At 74.4% G+C, this 16,087-nt stretch carries 12 protein-coding genes; 9 read left to right on the top strand and 3 right to left on the bottom strand.

Features of this window, described 5'->3' with window-relative positions; genetic code table 11:
* Positions 1 to 2: 2 nt before the first annotated feature.
* The 7 genes from IH80_RS0102340 to IH80_RS0102310 are packed head-to-tail and all read left to right on the top strand — an operon-like array spanning position 3 to position 8,633.
* Positions 3 to 911 carry an alpha/beta fold hydrolase gene (locus IH80_RS0102340; protein WP_063757236.1) on the top strand — a complete coding sequence of 303 codons (909 nt, stop codon included), beginning with the start codon at positions 3 to 5 and terminating at the stop codon, positions 909 to 911.
* A gap of 2 nt (positions 912 to 913) precedes the next feature.
* On the top strand, positions 914 to 2,137 hold the full coding sequence (locus IH80_RS0102335; protein ID WP_030957222.1) for a glycosyltransferase: 1,224 nt from the start codon (positions 914 to 916) through the stop codon (positions 2,135 to 2,137).
* On the top strand, positions 2,134 to 4,014 hold the full coding sequence (locus IH80_RS0102330; protein WP_030957220.1) for a class I SAM-dependent methyltransferase: 1,881 nt from the start codon (positions 2,134 to 2,136) through the stop codon (positions 4,012 to 4,014). Before IH80_RS0102335 ends, IH80_RS0102330 begins: the two co-directional genes overlap by 4 nt.
* Positions 4,011 to 5,120, top strand: a complete 1,110-nt coding sequence (locus IH80_RS0102325) for a galactokinase (protein WP_234432088.1) — start codon at positions 4,011 to 4,013, stop codon at positions 5,118 to 5,120. Before IH80_RS0102330 ends, IH80_RS0102325 begins: the two co-directional genes overlap by 4 nt.
* Positions 5,121 to 5,170: 50 nt before the next feature.
* Entirely contained in the window at positions 5,171 to 6,439 is a 1,269-nt protein-coding gene (locus IH80_RS45650) for an alkaline phosphatase family protein (RefSeq protein ID WP_063757235.1), read from the top strand.
* Between the two features lie 28 nt (positions 6,440 to 6,467).
* Positions 6,468 to 7,715: an MFS transporter gene (locus IH80_RS0102315; protein WP_030957215.1), complete on the top strand. Its 1,248-nt coding sequence runs from the start codon at positions 6,468 to 6,470 to the stop codon at positions 7,713 to 7,715.
* A gap of 9 nt (positions 7,716 to 7,724) precedes the next feature.
* Entirely contained in the window at positions 7,725 to 8,633 is a 909-nt protein-coding gene (locus IH80_RS0102310) for an SDR family oxidoreductase (RefSeq protein ID WP_030957214.1), read from the top strand.
* Positions 8,634 to 8,794: 161 nt separating this feature from the next.
* Here IH80_RS0102310 and IH80_RS0102305 read toward each other — a convergent pair whose 3' ends face one another.
* A complete protein-coding gene (locus tag IH80_RS0102305) occupies positions 8,795 to 9,583 on the bottom strand; it encodes a TetR/AcrR family transcriptional regulator (protein WP_030957213.1) in 789 nt (262 codons plus the stop codon).
* Between the two features lie 106 nt (positions 9,584 to 9,689).
* On the opposite strand from IH80_RS0102305, the gene IH80_RS0102300 reads away from it, so the two are divergent.
* Positions 9,690 to 11,957, top strand: coding sequence for an ATP-binding cassette domain-containing protein (locus IH80_RS0102300; protein WP_030957210.1), 2,268 nt, complete (start codon positions 9,690 to 9,692; stop codon positions 11,955 to 11,957).
* Between the two features lie 116 nt (positions 11,958 to 12,073).
* Here the strand turns inward: IH80_RS0102300 and IH80_RS0102295 are convergent, their stop codons facing one another.
* Positions 12,074 to 13,150: an enoyl-CoA hydratase/isomerase family protein gene (locus IH80_RS0102295; protein ID WP_051808670.1), complete on the bottom strand. Its 1,077-nt coding sequence runs from the start codon at positions 13,148 to 13,150 to the stop codon at positions 12,074 to 12,076.
* A gap of 43 nt (positions 13,151 to 13,193) precedes the next feature.
* Positions 13,194 to 13,757: a DUF6434 domain-containing protein gene (locus tag IH80_RS0102290; RefSeq protein WP_030957205.1), complete on the bottom strand. Its 564-nt coding sequence runs from the start codon at positions 13,755 to 13,757 to the stop codon at positions 13,194 to 13,196.
* Positions 13,758 to 14,119: 362 nt separating this feature from the next.
* Between IH80_RS0102290 and IH80_RS0102285 the strand changes: the two genes are divergently transcribed.
* Positions 14,120 to 16,087 (top strand): CASTOR/POLLUX-related putative ion channel, encoded by a 1,968-nt coding sequence (locus tag IH80_RS0102285; RefSeq protein ID WP_030957204.1) that lies wholly within the window; start codon positions 14,120 to 14,122, stop codon positions 16,085 to 16,087.

Raw genomic sequence — 16,087 nt, 5'->3', positions numbered from 1 at the left:
TCATGGCCGTCGTACTCGCCGACTCCCTCCGCTTCCACGTCCAGCGGCTCCCCGCAGCCGCCGGCGCCGACGCGCCCGACCGTCCCGTCGTGGTGTTCCTCCACGGTCTGGTCGTCGACAACCTGTCCTCCTTCTACTGCCCGCTGGCCGTCCCGGTGGCCCGGGCCGGTCACGAGGCCGTCCTCTACGACCTGCGCGGCCACGGCCGCACCGAGCGCCCCGCCACGGGCTACGACAGCCGCACCGCCGTGCGCGACCTGTTCGCCCTGCTCGCCGCCCTGGGTCTGGGCCACCGGCCCGTGCACCTGGTCGGCAACAGCTACGGCGGGACCCTCGCCCTGCACGCCGCCCTCGCCCGGCCCGGGCTCGTCAGCGGGCTCACCCTCCTCGAACCCCCGCTCGGCGGAGCCTGGGTGGAGAACATGGTCGACACGCTGTCGGCCGCCGCCCTCAGCCTGGAGGACAGTCCGGTACCCGCCGAGCTGCGCACCCTGCGCCTGCGCAAGGCCGCCAATCTCACGGCCACCGCCGACGCCCTCCTCAACCGCACGTCGCTCATCGACGACATCGCCGCGAGCCGCCCCTTCTCCCCGGCCGACCACGCCCGGCTGGCCTGTCCGGTCCTGATCGTCTGCGGTGAGCACTCCGAACTGGTGCCCGGAGCACGTGAACTGGCCCGTCACGCGCCCCGCTGCGAGCTGCGCATCCTGCCGGGCCTCGGCCACGACGTGCTCAAGGAGAGCAGCGGGGTCCTGCGGGACGCCGTGCTCGCCCACCTCGCCGCGACGGCCCCGGACGGCCCGGCACGCCCGACGGCGTCGACGGGCCCGGTGGCCGCGGGAGACCCCGTGGTCTCCGCCACGGCGACGGCAACGGCGGCCCGGCCGCGGGCGGGAGCTCTGGTGCCGTGAGGGTGCTGTTCACCGTGCCGCCGCTGGCGGGGCACGTCAATCCGACGGTGGCCGTCGGAGCCGAACTCGCCGCCAGGGGGCACGAGGTCGCCTGGACCGGGCCGGCCGCCGCGCTCACCGGGCTGCTGCCCGCCAAGGCCCGGATCCTGCCCGCCGGCGAGGAGGCGGGCGGTGCCTACACGGAGCTCCACGAGCGCTGGCGCGACCTGCGCGGAGTGGGGGCGCTGCGCTTCCTGTGGGAGGAGGCGCTGGTGCCGCTGGCCCGGGCGATGGTGCCGGGCGTGGAGCGGGCCGTACGCACCTTCGGACCGGACGTGATGGTCGCCGACCAGCAGGCCCTGGCCGGACCGCTGGTCGCCCGGCGGCTCGGCGTGCCCTGGGCGACGTCCGCCAGCACCTCGGCCGAACTGACCCGGCCCTTCGCGGACTTCCCCAAGGTCGGAGAGTGGGTGGCCGGGCAGATCGCCGGCCTGCTCGCGGAATGCGGCACGGGCCGGGAGCCGGCGGACCGGGAGCCGCCCGGCGGCGAGCGCCCCGGCAGCGAGCCACCCGGCGGGGTGCCGCCCGGTTGGGACCCGCGGTTCTCGGAGCGGCTGGTGCTGGTGTTCTCCACGCCGGAACTCGTGGGAACGACAGGGGACTTCCCCCCGCACCATGCGTACGTCGGCCCGGCGTTCGGGGCCCGGCCGGCCGCCCCCGGCTTCCCCTGGCAGCGGCTCGACCCGGGGCGCCGACGGGTACTGGTCTCCCTCGGCACCCTCAACCAGGTTGCCGGGGCCCGGTTCTACGACGCGGTGCTGGGCGCGGCCGAACGGCTCGCCGACGACGTGCAGGTGGTCCTGGCGGCACCGGCCGCCCTGGTCGGGGAGGTGCCGGACCACGTGCTGCTCCAGGAGAGCGTCCCTCAGCTGGAGCTGCTGCCGCACCTGGACGCGGTGGTCTGCCACGCCGGGCACAACACCGTCTGCGAGGCCCTCGCGCACGGGCTGCCGCTGGTCGTCGCGCCCATCAGGGACGACCAGCCGATCGTGGCCCGTCAGGTGGTCGACGCCGGTGCCGGGATCCGGGTGCGGTTCGGCCGGACACGTGCCGAGGAACTGCGCGACGCGCTCACCGCCGTGCTGGACGAACCCGGCCCCCGCCGGGCCGCACGTCGGATACAGGCCTCATTCGCCGCGGCGGGCGGGGCCGCCGCCGCGGCCGACCGGTTGGAGAAGCTGATATGACGCACCCTCCGCTCTCCCGGGTCCGCTGGACCTCGGCGGCGCTACTGGCCGCCCTCGGGGCGGGTACCGTACGCGCCGCGCTCCGGCTGCGCGCCCTGCCGGTGCTGCCGGTGGTCCCGCCCACGTCGGCGGGGGTGCCGCGGCCCGCCGGGTGGCGGCTGCTGACCGCCCGCGGGATCGAGGCCGACGCGGCCGTCTTCCTCACCGCCTGCGCGTACGCGGAGGGCGAGGGACTCCGGGTACTGGACCTGCTGCCCGCGGACCTGGCCGCCGAGCGGGCGCTGGGGCTGCTGCGTCTGGTCGACCCCGCCCGCTACCGGGGGGACCGGCTGGCCGAGGGGCGCGGGGCCGGCTTCGCCGTCCTCGTCACCGAGGACGTGCTGGAGCGGGCCGGCGTCGATGCGGGCGGCCCGAGCCCGGACACCGCGGAACTGCTCGCGCTGACCCGCCGTGTGAAGGAGTACGCCCCCGACGCGACGGGGCTGGCCGTCGCCCCGGCCCTGAGCTGCGCAGGGGCCGGCGACACCGGGGCCGCAGGGGGCCCGGCCCGTGCCGCGGAGCTGCGGGCCCAGGGGCTGCCGCCGGGCGCGGTGGCAGCCGCACAGCTCTGCGGGCTGGCGCTGCTGGCGGGTGTCGCCGTCCGTCAGGGCCGGTGGGGTGCGGCCGCGGCCGGACTGTACTGGCTCCAGCCGTATCTGGTGCTGGGCACGCCCGGCTCGCCGCTGCGCCCCGCCGGTCTGGCCCGGGCCACCGCCGCCAGGCCGGTGCGCTCCCTCGCGGCCGCCGTCCGTACCGCGGCGGCGGGCACCGGCACCCGGCCGACCGGCCGGGACGGGGCTCCCGACACCGCGCGGGTGGCCGCCTACCGCGAGGAACTGGCCGCGGGCACCGACCGCTTCCTGGAGCCGCGCCGCCCGGACTGCCCCTGGTGCGGATCGGACCGGCTCTCCGTGCGCGTCCGGGTTCCCGACCTGCTCCAGGGCAAGCCCGGCCGGTTCACCCTGGAACAGTGCGGGAGCTGCGGGCACGTCTTCCAGAATCCCCGGCTCACCCCGGAGGGGCTGGAGTTCTACTACCGCGACTTCTACGACGGCCGCGGCGGCGAGGGCGCCGGCACGGTCTTCGGCCGGCTGGGCGCCGCCTACCGGGGACGGGCCGAGATGCTCCTGCCGCACGCCGACCCGGCGTCCTGGCTCGACGTCGGCACCGGACACGGTCATTTCTGCAACGCCGCGCGGGACGTGTGGCCGCAGACCCGGTTCGACGGGCTCGACATGGGCGACGCGGTCCGCGGGGCAGAACGCCGCGGGTGGGTGGAGACCGCGTACCAGGGCCAGTTCCCGGAGTTCGCCGCGAAACTGGCGGGCCAGTACGAGGTGGTCAGCATGTACCACTACCTGGAGCACACCCGGGATCCGCTCGCGGAGCTGGACGCGGCGGCCGTCGTCCTCGCCCCGGGCGGGCACCTGACGATCGAGCTGCCCGACCCGGAGTCGCGGATGGCACGGCTCCTCGGCCCGGCCTGGCTGCCCTGGTTCCAGCCGCAGCACCAGCACCTGGCCCCCGTCGCGAACCTGCGGGAGGCCCTGGCCGACCGCGGGTTCACGGTCCTCGCCGAGGAACACGGGCCGGCCCACCAGGGGAACGACTTCTTCGGTGCGGTCGCCCTCACGGCGGGGCGCCTGGCACCCGACCCGGACCGGCCGTGGGGCCCGCCCGCCACGCGCCGGACCCGGGCGGTCGCCCACGCCGTACGCCTGGCCTCGCTGCCGTGCTTCGCGGCCGCTGCGGCACTGGACACGCTCCGCACGGCGGCCGCCCGCCACGCGGACGGCGGCAACGCCTACCGCGTCCTGGCCCGCAAGGACACCCCGTGACACCCCGCCCCGGCCCGGCCGGTAGTGCCACCAGCGGCGCGGCCGCCGTTCGGGAGGCCCCTTCCGAACGGCCCGGCGCAGGCGAGCCGGGCCCGTCCCGAAAGGCGCCCGGGACGACGGCTCCGGCCGGAGCGCGCCCCGACACCGCAGGCCCCGACACCGCAGGCCCCGACACTGCGGGCCTCGCCACTGCCGGCCTCGCCGGAGGCGGCACGGCCGGAGGCGACCTGGCGCGGCGGGCCACCGCCGACCCGCTGTTCCGGCTGGTCGCCTACGCCCTGGAAGCCGCCCACGGGCGGCCCCCGGCCGCCGTGTGGAGCGCGCCGTACGCCTTCCGGCTGGGCTCCCCCGGCCTCGTCGCCGCGGCGGGCTGGCCGACGGCCGCGGCGGCCGCTCCCCGCGACGACGGCCTGGTGCGGCTCAGTTCCCTCGGGCACCCGGCGGACAGCTGCGACCTGCCGCTGACCCTGTCCGGGCCGCTGCCCGACGCACCCGCCTGGGCCGTCCGGCCGTACACCGTCCTGCGGGCGCTGGCGCGCGCCGGGTTCGGCCGGGGCGGGACGGACCTGCACGTACAGGGCTCGCTCACGGGGGCCGCCGGACTGGCCACGGCGGAACCGGCCGACTGCGCGGTGGCGCTGGCGGTGGCCGACGTACACGCCCGGGCCGAGGAGCGGCCGGACCGCGCGTTCCTGGCCCGGCTGCTCGCCGGGGCGCTGCCGGAGGGGGACGACGGTCTGCGCCGGGCGGTGTTCCACGCCCGGCCCGGCAGGGCGCTGCTGCTGGGTACGCGGCCGCGGCGGCGTCGGTACGTCTCCTTCGACCCGGCAGCCTCGGGGGCACGGCTGGTGCTGATGGCGGTGCGCGGCGAGGCCGCGGACCGCCCCCGGGAGCTGGCGCACGCCCTGTCCTGCGCCCGCCGGGCCGGGGCGCTGAGCGCCTGGCCGCCCGGGCAGCGGCCCGGGCGGAGCCTGCTGATGCTGCTGCCCGAGGACCGGCGGGCGGCGGTGCGGGCCGCAGTCGCGGAGGACTTCCGCGGCCGGGGACGCCCCGTACCGCGGTTCCTGAACATCGCCGTGGCCGGTGCGGCCCGGCGCGAGGAATGACCCTCCGGCCCCAATCGGCCCGTACGACGACAACGACAGAAGGAGAACCCGTGCCCACGCACCCACCCTCACCGACGCCGCGCACGAGACGCCGCGCCCTGTGGTCCGCGGCCGTCGCCGGGATCGGCACGCTCGGCCTGCTCGGCGCCTTCACCGCGGCCAGCTCCCAAGCGGCGCAGCCCGGTTCGACCGCCCCGGCGGCCGCACACGCCGTCGCGGCCCTGCCCTCCTACGACCACGTCGTCGTGGTCGTCTACGAGAACAAGCAGTACGGGGAGATCATCGGGAGCGCGAACGCCCCGTACATCAACCAGCTGGCGAACGGCGGCGCGAGCCTGACCGGCATGAAGGCACTCACGCACCCCAGCCAGCCGAACTACTTCAACCTCTTCTCCGGGTCCACGCAGGGCATCACCGGGGACGGCTGCTACACCCCGCAGTCGATGACGGCACCGAACCTGGGCCAGGAGTTGATCGCGTCCGGCAGGACCTTCGCGACGTACAACGAAGACCTGCCGGGCGAGGGTTCCACGGTCTGTACCAGCGGCCAGTACGCGCAGAAGCACAACCCGTGGTTCGCCTTCAAGAACGTGCCGCTGAACACCGGGAAGACATGGGCGCAGTTCCCCCGGAACGACTTCGCGGCGCTGCCCGACCTGTCCTTCGTCGTCCCCAACCAGTGCAACGACATGCATTCGTGCTCCGTCGCCACCGGGGACACCTGGACGAGGAACAACATCGACGCCTATGCGCAGTGGGCGAAGGCCAACAACAGTCTGCTGGTGCTCACCTGGGACGAGGACAACTACCTCGGGTCGAACCAGATCGCCACCGTCTTCCACGGCGCGAAGGTCAGGACGGGCAAGTACGCCACCGCCTACAACCACCACCACCTGCTGCGGACCCTCGAGGACCTCTTCGGCACGGCGACGCACGCGGGCAACGCGGCCAACGTCCAGCCGATCAGCGAGGTGTTCGACACCGCGACGCAGCCCACGCCCACGCCCACGCCGACGCCGACACCGACCCCGACGCCCACCCCCACCCCGACCGCGGGCGGTCTGAAGCTGGCCGACCCGGGCCCGCAGACCTGCGCCTTCAACCAGTCCTGCACGGTCCGGCTCAGCGCCACCGGCGGCAGCCCACCGGTCCGGTACGCCGCCACCGGCCTGCCCTGGGGCCTGAGCGTCGACGCTGCCACCGGCCGGATCAGCGGCAGGCCCTGGTCCGTCGGCACCCTGCAGATCACCGCGACGGCGACCGACTCCGCGGGCACGACCGTCACGGCCCCCTTCCCGCTCACCGTCACCTGGTTCTGACCGAACCCGACCCGGCTCGGAGGCATCCGTGTACCTGTCGACCGGCCGGGCCGCGGACGCGCCCTCGGGCACCGCGGCCGCCCAGGGCCCCCTGCGGGCCGTCCCCGGCACGGTGTTCGCACTCGGGCTGGTCAGCCTGCTCACGGACGTCTCCGCGGAGATGGTCACCGCCGTCCTGCCGCTGTACCTGATGGCCGGACTCGGCATGTCTCCGCTGGCGTTCGGCGCCCTGGACGGTCTCCACCAGGGCGCCACCGCGCTGCTGCGCCTCGCGGGCGGCCGGATCTCCGACCGCACCCGCCGCCACAAACTGGTCGCCGGCACCGGCTACGCCCTCTCGGCCGTGTGCAAGGCGGCGCTGCTCGTCGTCACCACGCCCTGGTCGGTTGCGGCGGTGCTCGCCGCCGACCGGACCGGAAAGGGGCTGCGCACCGCCCCCCGCGACGCGCTGATCTCGCTGGCGGCACCTCCCGGGGTGCAAGGTCGCGCCTTCGGCGTGCACCGGGCGCTCGACACGACGGGCGCGCTGCTGGGGCCGCTCGCCGCCTTCGGGGTGCTGTGGGTGGCGGTGGACGGGTACGCGGCGGTGTTCACCGTGAGCTGCTGCGTGGCCGTCCTGGGCGTGGTGGTGCTCGCGCTGTTCGTGCGCCGGGCCCCGGCGCCCGCGGCCCCCCGCTCCCCGGCGTCACCGCCCGTACGCTCCCTCCTGCGGATCGCCGGCCTGCGGAGACTGTGCCAGACCACCACCGTGCTGGGCGTGTTCACCGTCGGCGACGCTTTCCTCTACCTGCTGCTCCAGCGCCGCCTGGAGCTTTCGGCCGCGTACTTCCCGCTCCTGCCGGTCGGGACGGCGGCCGTGTTCCTGCTGGCGGCGGTGCCCGTGGGGCGGCTCGCGGACCGGGTGGGGCGCGGCCGGGTGTTCCTCGGCGGGCACCTGGCCCTGCTCGGCGCCTGTCTGCTGCTCCTGGCCCCGCTGCCGGAGGGGGCGCTGCTGGTCGTCGGTGTGCCCACGGCGCTCGGCCTGTTCTACGCGGCGACCGACGGGGTGCTGATGGCCGCGGCCGGGCCGCTGCTCCCGGCCGGTCTGCGCACGACGGGGCTGGCGGTGCTCCAGACGGCGCAGGCGCTGGCCCGGTTCGGGGGTTCCCTGCTGTTCGGGGCGGCCTGGACGCTGTGGGGACCGGCTGCGGCGCTGGGTGCGGCCGCGGGCGGGCTGCTGCTGTCGCTGGCGGCGGTCACCGTGTCCGGCGGGCTGCGGGCGGGCAAGCCGTCGTAGGGTCGCCGCATGACTCTCGAAGGCAGGGTGGCCCTCGTCGCGGGGGCGACGCGCGGCGCGGGCCGGGGCATCGCGGTGCAGTTGGGCGCGCAGGGTGCGACCGTGTACGTGTCGGGGCGCAGCACGCGGGGCCGGCGTTCGGAGTACGACCGGCCCGAGACGATCGAGGAGACCGCCGAGCTGGTCACGGCGGCGGGAGGCCGGGGGATCGCGGTGGTCGCCGACCATCTGGTGCCGGCGGAGGTCGAGGCGCTGGTCGGGCGGATCGACTCGGAACACGGCCGGCTCGACGTCCTGGTGAACGACGTCTGGGGCGGTGAGCTGCTCTTCGAGTGGGACAGCACGGTCTGGGAACACGACCTGGACAAGGGCCTGCGGCTGCTGCGGCTGGCGGTGGACACGCACGCCATCACGAGCCATTGCGCGCTGCCGCTGCTGCTGCGCGAACCGGGCGGCCTGGTGGTGGAGATGACGGACGGCACCGCCGATTACAACGCGACCCGCTACCGGGTCTCCTTCTTCTACGACATCGCCAAGTCGGCGGTGCTGCGGATGGCGTTCGCGCTCGGGCACGAGCTGGGCCCGCGCGGGGCCACGGCCGTGGCGCTGACCCCGGGCTGGCTGCGCTCGGAGATGATGCTCGACGCCTTCGGCGTGACGGAGGAGAACTGGCGGGACGCGCTGACCACGGTCCCGCACTTCGCGATCTCCGAGACTCCGGCGTACGTGGGCCGCGCGGTGGCGGCCCTCGCCGCCGACCCGGAGGTCTCCCGCTGGAACGGCCGGTCCCTCTCCAGCGGGCAGCTGGCCCGGGTCTACGGCTTCACCGACCTGGACGGCAGCCGCCCGGACGCCTGGCGCTACCTGGTCGAAGTCCAGGACCCCGGCCACCCGGCCGACCCCACCGGCTACCGCTGAGGGCCGTCCCGCATTCCCCCATGGAAGCGGCGCACGGCGTCGGGTGCGGTGCACCGCAAGGCGGAGGGGAGCCCCCGTACTGGGCACATTCGGGCGTTGCGACCACGCAGCGAGGTGCCGTAGCCGGCGTCGTGCGCCCGCCGGGGATCACGGGACAGCCCTCAGCCGGGCACGCTCCGGCCCGTGTCCTTCGGCTCCTGCCGGGCGGCGAGGCGGTGGGTGAGGCCGTCCAGGACGCATTGGAGTCCGAAGGTCCAGATCGTTCCGGGGTGGTAGCCCGCGACCGCGGTGCCGACGCGGCCGGCGAGCGGGTAGCGGTCGGGGTCGAGGGCGCGTTCCAGCAGCGGCGCGCTGACGGCCCACCAGTCCTCCTGGCTCTGGCGACTGTTGTGGTCGGCGTCGTCGGCGGCGGCCAGCGCGTTGGCGTGCACGAAGCCGAGCAGGTGCGTCAGGGCGGCGTCCATCTCGGTGTCGGTGAGCCCGATCCCGTCGAAGGCCGCCAGTTCGTACTCGTACTTCCCGATCACTCCGGGGCCCAGCGGCGGGCGGGTGACGGCCAGGTCCGCGATCCAGGGGTGGCGCAGCATCAGGTCCCGGTTGTCCTCGGCGATCCGAGTGACATGGACCTGCCAGGGCTCGCCCTGGTCCGCCGTCCCGCGTTCCATGTGCAGGTACGCGTCGTCGAGCATCAGGTCGAGCAGTTCGGCCTTGCCGGGGACGTACGTGTAGACGGTCATCGGGGTCACGCCGAGGCGTTGCGCCAGCGCCCGCATGGTCAGGGCGGTCAGCCCCTCCTCGTCGGCGAGGGCGGTCGCGGCCCGCACGACGGCGTCCACGCTGAGGCCCTGCCGCGGGCCGCGCCGGCCGGCCTGCGCCGGCTGCCCGGGCTCGCGCCACAGCAGCTCCAGCGTGCGGACGGGGTCTCCCGCCCCGCTCCGGTCCTTCACCATGTCGCGGCCTCCGAGCATTCACCGTTAATTGACTACACCGTATAGAGTACAGCGTATAGAGTAAAGCGCAGAGAGTAAGCCGAGACGCCGCACCTCGAGGAGTTCCGTGCACATCGCCGCCGACAACCACCAGGTCATCCAGGTACGAGGAGCCCGCGAGAACAACCTCGCCGACATCTCGCTGGACATCCCCAAGCGTCGCCTGACGGTCTTCACCGGCGTCTCCGGATCCGGTAAGTCCTCGCTCGTCTTCGGCACCATCGCCGCCGAGTCACAGCGGATGATCAACGAGACGTACACCGCCTTCCTCCAGTCCTTCATGCCGGCCCTCGGCCGGCCGGACGTGGACGGACTGCACAACCTCAGCGCGGCCATCGTGGTCGACCAGGAGCGGATGGGCGCGGGTTCGCGCTCCACCGTGGGGACCGCCACCGACGCCTACACCATGCTGCGCATCATCTACTCCCGTGTCGGTACGCCCCACATCGGTACGTCCAGCGCGTTCAGCTTCAACAACCCTGACGGGATGTGCCCCCGCTGCGAGGGCGTCGGCGAGGTCTCCGACATCGACGTGGACCAGCTCGTCGACCGCGAACTCTCGCTCAACGAGGGCGCGATCACCGTCCCCGGCTTCGCCGTGGGCTCCTGGTACTGGCAGAACATGGCGAACTCCGGCTTCTACTCCCCCGACACCAAGCTCAAGGACTTCACCGAGCAGGAGTGGGCCGACTTCCTCCACAAGGGCTCGGTGAAGGTGAAGCCGGGCGCGAACGGCTTCACCTACGAGGGCCTGATCACCAAGATCACCCGGCTCTACCTGGCCAAGGACCGCGAGTCCATGCAGCCGCACATCCGGGCCTTCGTGGACCGCGCGGTGGTCTTCACCGCCTGCCCCGACTGCGGCGGCGCCCGCCTCTCGGCGGCCGCGCTGTCCTCGCGCATCCACGGCGTGAACATCGCCGAGTGCGCGTCGATGCAGATCAGCGAACTGGCCGGGTTCGTACGCCGGATCGAGGAGCCCTCGGTGGCGCCGATGCTGGCCAACCTGCGGGGCCTGCTCGACTCCCTCGTCGAGATCGGCCTGGGCTACCTCAGCCTGGACCGCCCCTCCGGCACGCTGTCCGGCGGCGAGGCCCAGCGCGTGAAGATGGTGCGGCACCTGGGCTCCTCCCTCACCGACGTCACGTACGTCTTCGACGAGCCCACCACCGGCCTGCACCCCCACGACATCCAGCGGATGAACGACCTCCTGCTGCGGCTGCGCGACAAGGGCAACACCGTGCTGGTCGTGGAGCACAAGCCCGAGGTCATCGCCATCGCCGACCACGTCGTCGACCTCGGCCCGGGCGCGGGCACGGCGGGCGGACAGCTCTGCTACAGCGGGGACGTGGCCGGGCTGCGCACCTCCGGCACCCTCACCGGGCGCCATCTCGGACACCGGGCGCGCCTGAAGGAGTCGGTGCGCGCGCCGCGAGGCCACCTGTCGGTCAAGGGCGCCGACCTGCACAACCTCAAGGACGTCAGCGTGGACGTGCCGCTCGGCGTGCTGACGGTGGTGACCGGTGTCGCCGGATCCGGCAAGAGCTCCCTGATCCACGGCTACCTGGCCGGGCGCGAAGGGGTGGTGGTGGCCGACCAGTCGCCGATCCGCGGTTCGCGCCGGTCCAACCCGGCCACCTACACCGGGCTGCTGGGGCCGATCCGGACCGCCTTCGCCAAGGCCAACGGCGTCAAGGCGGCACTGTTCAGCGCGAATTCGGAGGGTGCCTGCCCGAAGTGCAACGGCCTCGGGCTCGTCTACACCGACCTGGCGATGATGGCCGGGGTGGCCACGGTCTGCGAGGAGTGCGAGGGCAAGCGCTTCACCCCCGAGGTCCTGACGTACCGGCTGCGCGGCAAGAACATCAGCGAGGTGCTGAACATGCCGGTGGCGGAGGCGCACGAGTTCTTCGCCACCGGCCAGGCCCGGACCGTCCTCGGGCGGCTGGCCGACGTGGGCCTGTCGTACGTGCGCCTCGGCCAGCCGCTCAACACCCTGTCGGGCGGCGAGCGGCAGCGGCTGAAGCTCGCGATCAGCATGGCGGAGAAGTCCTCCACCTACATCCTGGACGAGCCGACGACCGGACTGCACATGGCCGATGTCGACAAGCTGCTGGCCCTGCTGGACCGGCTCGTCGACGACGGCAACTCGGTGATCGTCATCGAGCACCACCAGGCCGTGATGGCGCACGCCGACTGGCTGATCGACATCGGTCCCGGCGGCGGGCACTCCGGCGGCCGGGTCGTCTTCGAGGGCACCCCGGCGGCCCTGGTGGCCGACGGGGACACCCTGACCGCCCGCCACCTGCGGGAATACGTGGGCAGCGGCGCATAGGCCGGTGCGGAGCGGCGGCCTCCGCGCCCTCCGTGGGGCGGGCCCGTCCCGGGCGGGCCCGTCCCGGGCGGGGCCGTCCCGGGACGGGCCGCCTCCTTTCCCCACCCCCGGGAGGGCTACGGCAGGCGCAGGTCACGGTCCTCACCGAGCGGGGCGAAGAACCGCTCCACGTCGGCCTCGGTGACCTCGGCGAGCGTCGGCGGGGACCAGCGCGGGGCGCGGTCCTTGTCGACGACCTGTGCCCGGATGCCCTCCACCAGGTCGGGCGAGGTGAGCGCGTTGCAGGAGACCCTGAACTCCTGGGCCAGCGCCTGCTCCAGCGTCTCGAGGGCCGCGGCCCGGCACACGGCGGCGAGGGTGGCCTTCAGCGCGGTCGGGGACTTGGCCAGGATCGTCCCGGCGGCTTCCTTCGCCTCCGGCTCACCCTGGCCGAGCAGCCGTTCCACGATCTCCTCGACCGTGTCGGCCGCGTAGCAGTGGTCGATCCAGGAGCGCCGGCCGGCGAGCACCCCGGGTGCGGGCGTGGCGGCGTACCGCGGCAGCACCTCGTGGGCGGGGGCCTGCGCGAGCGCGGCGGTCAGCTCCGGGAGGCGTTCGGCGGGTACGAAGTGGTCGGCGAGCCCGCACAGCAGCGCGTCCGCGGCGCCCACGGCGGTGCCGGTGAGGGCGAGGTGGGTGCCGAGGCGGCCGGGGGCGCGCGCGAGGAGCCAGGTCCCGCCGACGTCCGGGACGAAACCGATGCCGGTCTCCGGCATCGCGACGCGGGAGCGTTCGGTGACGACCCGGACGCTGCCGTGGGAGGAGACGCCGACGCCGCCGCCCATGACGATGCCGTCCATGAGGGCGACGTAGGGCTTGGGGTAGCGGGCGATGCGCGCGTTGAGCCGGTACTCGTCGCGCCAGAAGCCGGTGGAGGCGGTGGTCCCGGCCTTGGCGTCGTCGTGGATGGCCCGGATGTCGCCGCCCGCACACAGTCCGCGCTCGCCGGATCCGCGGATGAGGACCTGCGCCACGGCGGGGTCGTCCGCCCAGGCGTCGAGCGCTTCGGCGATCCGGAGCACCATGGGGTGGGTGAGGGCGTTGAGGGCCCGGGGCCGGTTGAGGACGACCACACCGGTCCGCCCCTCGACGCGGAACAGGACGGCGTCGTCGGCGGAGGGGTCGTGGGCGTCGGTCTCGGATACGGTTTTCACGGCGCTCAGTATGTCCGCGACGCCCGGCGGCGGCCCGGGTGCCTCAGTCGCGCGGCCGGGACCGGTGGGCCCGCCAGGCGTCCAGGGCGTCCGGGCGGGCGCCGCCGGGGTGCCGGACGTACCAGTCGCGCAGGAAGCGGTTGAACTCGAACTGCGCTCCGACCTCCTGGGGTTCGGCCGCCCGGGCCCGGGTCGCGTGCCAGTGCTCCACGGCCTCGGCGAGGGTGTGTCCCGCGTGTCCGGCGACGTACTCGCGCATGAAGGCGTCGAAGTGGAAGCCGGGGCCGATCTCCCGTGCGAAGTACTCCCGCAGCACCTGGCTGCAGCGCTGCCCCTGTGGGATCACCGTCGTCCCGTCGACGGGTGCGGTGAGCTGGCGTCCCGCGGCACGGCGGGGTGCGGCGGGCCCCGGGGGTGCCGGCACGGGCAGGCCGTCGAGCGCGGCGGCGAGGCGGGCGGTGACGGCGGCCTTCCCGCCCCGGACCGGTACGCCCATCTGCCGTGCCAGCACGGTCAGTTCGGCCAGGGTCCAGTACCAGCGCAGCAGCTCCGCCCCGGTCAGCGCCGTCGACAGGAGGGGACGGACCTCCCCCATGTTCGTACTCATGTTCGCATTCTAGGGGGTTTGCAGGTCCTGCCGGTTCCTCGACGTCGTGCGCGACATGGGGGTGATCAGCCGGGGTGCGGCCCGCACCGTCTGACAGGCTTTCCTCTCCGACCGAGCGCCCGGGGCGCCCCCGCCGCACCCGGCTCCCAAGGAGACCGCATGCCCGCCGACCCGATCTTCCCGCGCATCGGCAAGGTCAGCACCACCGACGAGGTCATCGCCGCCCTGCGCCCCTGACCGTCCGCTCGGGCCGCCCGCTCGGGCCGCCCGGTCCCGCGAACGGGGTGGCCCAGGGCCGTTCAGGCCGTAACCGCGGGGGCTCCCACGGGTTAGTCAGCAGCGCGGGAGACGAGGGAGTACGCATGGCACAGCAGCACACGACGTCCCTGCGGCTGCGCCTGCGGTACCGGTTCGACACCCTGGTGGCGGGCGGTACCACCCCGCTGATCGGGTGGCTGGCGCTCGGCTGCCTGGCGGTCGTGGTCCCGGCGAGCGCGGTGCTCGTCTGGGCCGACCGGGCCTCCCCGGCGACCCTGTCGGGGCGGCTCACGGCCGTATGGGTCAGCGTCGGACAGACCCTCAAGCTCGGGGGTGCGGTCGGCTCGCCCCTGTACGTGCTGGCCTCGGTGACGCTCGCCCTGGTCGCCCTGCTGTTCGTGTCGACGCTGGTCAGTCTGATCACCACCGGCATCAACCAGCGCCTCATGTCGCTGCGGCGCGGGCACTCCACCGTGCTGGAGGCGGGACACACCGTCGTCCTGGGCTGGTCCGACCAGATCTTCCCGGTGGTCGCCGAGCTCGTCGCGGCCAACGCCAACCAGCGCCGGTCCGCCATCGCCGTCCTCGCCCCGAAGGACAAGGTGGACATGGAGGACGAGATCGCCACGGGCCTCGACGCCACGGGAACCCGAACGGGCGCCGGCGCCACACGGATCATCTGCCGCAGCGGACCCACCACCGACCCGACGGTCCTGGCCCGGGTGAGCCCGCAGACGGCGAAGGCCGTTCTCGTGCTGCCGCCCGACGGGGACTGCGGCGACGCCCACGTCGTGAAGACCCTCCTCGCCCTCGACGCCGCGCTCCCCCGCCCGCGCGACGCGGTGGTGGTCGCCGCGGTCCGCGACACCCGTAACCACCTCACGGCCACGCTGGCGGCCGGGCCCGGCGGACACGTGCTGTGCGCCGACGAGATCATCGCCCGGCTCCTCGTCCAGACCGCCCGGCAGCCCGGACTCTCCCTCGTCTACCAGGACCTGCTGGACTTCGCCGGGGACGAGTTCTACACGGCGCCCGCCGCGGGACTCGCCGGGCGGACCTTCGGCGAGGCCCTCCTGGCGTTCACCACGTCCTCGGCGGTCGGCCTCCTGCACCCCGACGGCCGTGTCGCGCTCAATCCGGACCCCGGTACGGAGATCGGCGAGGGCGACCGGATCGTCCTGGTCTCCGAGGACGACGACACGGCCGTGACGGAGCCGGCGGGCCCCTGGGTCGACGAGGACGCGATCGTCACCGCCCGCCCCCGGCCCCGCTTCGCCGAACGCCTGCTCCTCCTCGGATGGAACCGGCGCGCCCCGCTCGTCGTCGAGCAGCTCGACGAATTCGTCAGCGCCGGCACCACCCTGGACGTCGTGGCCCTCGGCGACGAGGCGACGCTGCGGGCCGCCGCCGGGATCGCGGCGGCCCGCAGCCGTCTCGACGTGACCTTCCACAGCGGGGACATCACCGACCCGGACGTCCTGGCCAAGCTGGACGTGCCCGCGTACGACAGCGTGATCGTGATCGGCGAGACGGACCGCGAGAGCACCGCCCGGGCCACGCCGCCCGAAGCGGTCCCGCCCGCCTTCGCCCCGGGGTCCGGGAGCGGCACGGACGACGACAGGACGCTGGTGACGCTGCTGCACCTGCGCGCCATCGGGGAGGCCGCGGGCTGCGAACTCCCGCTCACCACCGAAATGTCGGACGACGCCAACCGTCTGCTGGCCCCCGCGCGGGCGGGCGCCGACTTCATCGTCAGCGGCCGCCTGATCAGCCTGCTGATGACGCAGATCTCGGAGAGCGGGCATCTGTCCGCCGTCTTCGAGGAGTTGTTCAGGGCGGAGGGCAGCGAGTTCTACCTGAGGCCCGTGGCGGACTACGTGCGGACCGACCGGGAGGTCGCGTTCGCCACGCTGGTCGAGTCGGCGCGCCGCCGCCGGGAGTGCGCGGTCGGCTACCGCCTGCGGGCAGAGGCCGCCACCGCCCCCGCGTACGGCGTGCGGCTCAATCCCGACAAGCGGCAGCGGGTCCGCTTCGGCGAGCACGACTGGGTGGTCGTGCTCGCCGAGAGCTGA

The sequence above is a fragment of the Streptomyces sp. NRRL S-378 genome (assembly GCF_000720645.1).
Classification (GTDB): Bacteria; Actinomycetota; Actinomycetes; order Streptomycetales; family Streptomycetaceae; genus Streptomyces.
This window is presented reverse-complemented; position numbering and strand designations above follow the sequence as displayed.